Source organism: Candidatus Cloacimonadota bacterium (assembly GCA_011372345.1).
Taxonomy (GTDB): Bacteria; Cloacimonadota; Cloacimonadia; order Cloacimonadales; family TCS61; genus DRTC01.
Genome location: DRTC01000662.1, coordinates 1 through 4,334, shown reverse-complemented (window position 1 = coordinate 4,334; position 4,334 = coordinate 1). Strand labels below are relative to the sequence as shown.

The window sequence follows — 4,334 nt, the reverse complement described above, 5'->3', positions numbered from 1 at the left end:
GTTTTGGAAAGCGGCAATCTTCCGGGCAAACTAGCAGATTGCTCGATTCAGGATCCTTCCCAAACAGAAATTTTCCTGGTCGAGGGAGATTCTGCCGGAGGTTCAGCTAAAATGGGAAGAGATAGGACTTTCCAGGCTATTTTACCTTTGTGGGGAAAAATGCTGAATACAGAAAAAGCCAGGATTGATAAAGTCCTGAACAACGATAAAATCCAGCCGATTATTCTCGCTCTTGGAGCCGGGATCGGGGAAGAATTCGATGTTTCCAAACTGCGTTACAACAAAATCGTGATCATGTCTGACGCTGATGTGGACGGACAACATATCGCAACTTTGTTGCTCACTTTCTTCTTCCGTTATATGCGACCTCTGATCGAATACGGACATGTTTACATCGCCAAACCACCTTTGTTTCTTATTAAAAAAGGAAAAACAAACAAATATGTTTATACAACAGAACAGCGGGATGAAGCATTGAAAAAAATCGGTGATAAAGGAGTAACTGTTCAGCGATACAAAGGTTTAGGTGAGATGAATGCTGATCAATTATGGGAAACAACGCTCGATCCTGAAAAAAGAATTCTTACTTCCGTAAAGATCGACGATGCTATCGAAGCAGATAGAATGTTCACGATTTTGATGGGAGACGAAGTAGAACCAAGACGGGAATTCATCGAAACGAATGCTAAGTATGTAGATGTAGAAGTTTAAAAAGTTTTTATTATTGTTCTTCTCGTTCCTAAACTCCTGTTTGGGAATATAAGATTATATTTTGAATAACGGTAATAAATTAAATGAAGTTTTAGGCAATTCATTACAAAACAGGAGTTTTGTAACGAGATGAACAGTATTAATTAATCGAAGTTTTAAGAGAAAACATTCCGAATCCTTTGAAAGAGAATTTTTTTAGAAGACTTCGGAAGGGAAATAATTATAAATAAATCGGAGGTTTAATGATTCACGACAGGTCGAGGATCGAAATAATAGAAATTGAAGATGTTTTGAAAAAATCATACTTGGAATATTCCATGAGTGTGATTGTTTCCCGGGCTTTACCGGATGTGCGGGATGGATTGAAACCTTCTCAAAGAAGGATTTTGTATGCCATGCACGAACTCAACCTGACACCCGGTCGAGGATTCAGGAAATGTGCAAAAATCGCCGGTGATACTTCCGGAAATTATCATCCGCACGGTGAACAGGTTATTTATCCGACTTTGGTGAGGATGGCTCAACCTTGGAGCTTGCGTTATATGCTTGTTGATGGTCAGGGAAATTTCGGTTCGCAAGATGGTGATCCTCCGGCTGCGATGCGTTACACGGAAGCCAGACTGCAAAAAGCATCAGTTGATTTGATGGATGATCTGGACAAAGATACAGTTGATTATCATCCTAACTATGATGATACTCGCAAAGAACCGGTAGTTTTTCCATCAAAATTTCCTAATCTACTCGTTAATGGTTCTTCCGGAATTGCAGTTGGTATGGCAACGAACATGGCTCCGCATAACATTGGAGAAGTCTGCGATGGAATCATTGCCCTGATTGATAATCCGGAAATTGAAATCATGGAATTGATGAATTATATCAAAGGTCCAGATTTTCCAACCGGCGGATATATTATCGGAAGAAAAGGGATAAAAGATTATTTTGAAACAGGTCATGGACGCATTATTATGCGCGGTAAAGCAACTATCGAAACTAAAGGTAATGGTTCCGAAATGATAGTAATTACGGAAATTCCTTACCAGTTGAATAAGAAATTCCTGATCGATAAAATGGTGAGTCTGGTCAAAGATAAACGGGTCGAAGGAATAAGCGATATTCGTGATGAGTCAGGAAGACAGGGAATGCGGCTCGTAGTTACTATCAAAAGAAATGCTGATGGTGATGCTGTTCTTAATAAACTTTATAAATATTCACAACTTCAGGATAGTTTTAATGTGAATAATCGGGCTTTGGTGAATGGTGTTCCCAAAGTTCTGAATATGAAGGAAATGATCCGAAATTTCATAGATTTCCGGCACGAAGTTGTAGTTCGCAGGACGAAATTCGAACTTGATAACGCAGAAAAAAGATTGCATATTTTGGAAGGTTATCGGATTGCACTCGATAATATCGATGAAGTCATTGCTACGATCAAAGCATCAAAGACAACGAGTGAAGCCAATTTGAATTTACAGGAAAAATTCGATTTTTCGGAAATCCAGGCAAAAGCGATCCTGGAAATGAGATTGCAGAGATTAACCGGTTTGGAAAGAGATAAAATCGAAAAAGAATATAAGGATATTGTAAAACTGGTAAAGAAGCTTAAAAAAATCCTTGAAAACAAAGATCTGAGGATGGATATAATCAAAGAAGAGATCAAAGAAATCAAGAAAAAATATGATGATATCCGACGTTCAACGATCATCGAAGGATCTGCTGATATCGATACGGAAGATATGATCGCAGATGAAGATATGGTTGTCACGATCTCTCATCAAGGTTATATAAAACGCTTACCTATCGATACTTATCGCAAACAAGGTCGCGGCGGCAAAGGTCTTTCTGGTTCTAACCTGAAAGAAGAAGATTTTGTGGAAAATATCTTTGTTGCATCCACGCACGCATATATTCTATTTTTCACTAATTTTGGAAAATGCTACTGGCTCAAAGTTCATCAAATTCCACGTGTTGGAAGACTGGCGAGAGGAAAAGCAATTGTCAATCTCCTGCAAGTCGAAAGAGATGAAAAGATCGAAGCATTCGTCACGGTTCGTGATTTTAATCTTCCGCATTATGTAACGATGGTCACCAAAAACGGGACTATCAAAAAAAGTGATCTGATCGCATTTTCCCATCCGCGTGTGAATGGAATCATTGCCATCAAACTGGTGGATGGAGACCAGTTGATCGATGCCCAGATTACGGAAGGAGATAATGACATAATCCTCGCTACCAGAAACGGTTTCGCCAACAGATTCAGCGAAAATGATGCTCGTTCTCTGGGCAGGAATTCTCAAGGTGTGAGAGGAATCCGACTACGAGAAGATGATGAAGTTGTTGCGATGGTCGTCGTGAAAAGAGAAGGAACTCTACTGGCGATCAGTGAGAACGGTTATGGAAAAAGAACAGCTACCGATAATTATAATCGCACCAAACGAGGTTCAAAAGGCGTCATAACCCTGAAAACTTCGGAACGGAACGGTCATCTGATTTCGTTGATGGAAGTTGTGAATAATGATGATTTGATGATCGTAACCAAAGACGGAATGATCATCCGTCAACCAGTTGAGAAAATCAGTATTATCGGCAGGAATACGCAGGGAGTTCGGTTGATTGCTCTGAATAATGGTGATAAGGTTTTCGATATTGCCAGAATTGCGGCGGAAGAAGAAGAATTGGAAGAAGAAGAAACTGGAATTCCGGTAGCAGAAAGTTCGGAAGCAGTTGAGGAACAATTACCGGAAAATCCTGCGGAAGAGGTAACTACTGAAGAAAGCAGTATCGAGGAATAAATGGAATTTTCCAAAGTTAAGTCAGGATTTTTATTAATATTTCTAATTGGAATTCTGATTTCCTGTTCCGTAAAATATGTGCCTGTTCCAACAAAAAATATTACTATTTCGGAAGGTTATGCAATTCAAAAACAGGAAGATTATGTTTTCGCAGTTTCCAATAAATACTGGATCAGAGAACCGCAAAATCTGACCGATTATTTTACGACATTTCATATTTCAGTGAAGAATAAATCTTCTGAAAAAATTGAAGTTGCAGCAGCAGATATCAGTCTGCTCGATGCTTCCGGAACACAATTTGATGCCGTTGGAACAGATTATGTTTTGGAACTTCTCGTACCGGAAGAGATCGCTTATGATCATTATCTCGAAGTTCCGGAAGAACATCGTCAGATCTGGGAAAACTGGCGGGAAGCAAAAAAATATCTGATGTCTGATGCTTTCAATTTTGGAACGATCCTACCGGGTGCTACTAAATCAGGATTTGTTTTTTTCCCGAAATTGAAGTCTGTAAACAAAAAATGCTCGATAGTTTTTAAAGGTAAAACAATAAATTTTGAACGAGAAAACTGATAAAATTAAGGGGAGATCAAACTTTTTTAAAGAATCGGAATTTCAATGTTTTTTAACCACCGAGTTCACTGAGAAACACCGAAAATAATTTTCTCTTCTCGGTGTGCTTCAGCGTTTTTCGGTGTTTAATTAATTTTTCATAAAGATTTCAGGAAAATTTTCCCAAAAAGAGCGAAATCAAGATGTAACTACCTCCTATATCTTTGGCTTCGCTTCATTTTTAATTTAAAGAATTTATTTAAATGCAGCTAACACTCACCT

Annotated in this window: 3 protein-coding genes; all 3 read left to right on the top strand. The window is 38.6% G+C overall.

All coding sequences use genetic code 11. The features are described 5' to 3' along the window. Nucleotides 1–711 (top strand): DNA topoisomerase IV subunit B (locus ENL20_12710; protein ID HHE39411.1); only part of this gene is annotated, 711 nt, incomplete at its 5' end. A 242-nt stretch (nucleotides 712–953) separates the two neighbouring features. Next, a complete protein-coding gene (gene gyrA, locus ENL20_12705) occupies nucleotides 954–3,500 on the top strand; it encodes a DNA gyrase subunit A (protein ID HHE39410.1) in 2,547 nt (848 codons plus the stop codon). Further along, nucleotides 3,501–4,073 carry a hypothetical protein gene (locus tag ENL20_12700; GenBank protein ID HHE39409.1) on the top strand — a complete coding sequence of 191 codons (573 nt, stop codon included), beginning with the start codon at nucleotides 3,501–3,503 and terminating at the stop codon, nucleotides 4,071–4,073. The last annotated feature ends 261 nt before the right edge of the window (nucleotides 4,074–4,334 follow it).

Excerpts from the sequence above, each read along its gene's own strand:
- gyrA (HHE39410.1), top strand. The coding sequence starts at position 954 with ATGATTCACGACAGGTCGAGGATCGAAATAATAGAAATTGAAGATGTT.
- ENL20_12700 (HHE39409.1), top strand. The coding sequence starts at position 3,501 with ATGGAATTTTCCAAAGTTAAGTCAGGATTTTTATTAATATTTCTAATT.